The organism is Psychrobacter sp. S1-30-MNA-CIBAN-0213, from assembly GCF_040309845.1.
Classification (GTDB): domain Bacteria; phylum Pseudomonadota; class Gammaproteobacteria; order Pseudomonadales; family Moraxellaceae; genus Psychrobacter.
This window is the reverse complement of sequence record NZ_JBEOPE010000085.1, coordinates 1-266: the sequence shown is the minus strand read 5'-3', so window position 1 is coordinate 266 and position 266 is coordinate 1. Positions and strand designations below refer to the sequence as shown.

General features: G+C 53.0%; 1 pseudogene. It reads right to left on the bottom strand.

From position 1 onward, the window contains the following. Nucleotides 1-266 (bottom strand): annotated as a pseudogene (gene murD / locus AAEY87_RS14050) (UDP-N-acetylmuramoyl-L-alanine--D-glutamate ligase); the annotation flags it as partial.

The window sequence follows — 266 nt, the reverse complement described above, 5'->3', positions numbered from 1 at the left end:
CTGGAATATTGGCGCGACGGGCAGCGGCAACCGCATCGGTATCCAAAGAAATGCCTGGGCTAATAATAATCCGTGCCGCTTGCTGCAGCAATTCTGCATCTATAGCCCCAAATTGACGAATATCAACGGCTGCTGGCAACTGGTAGGCTAAGGTAGGCTGCGACTGATTATCAGTGACTGCCACACGGTAGCCTTGCTTGGTAAGATAGTTCGCGACTGACAGCCCTGACTGTCCCAAACCGACCACAACTTGTAGACCACTGCCC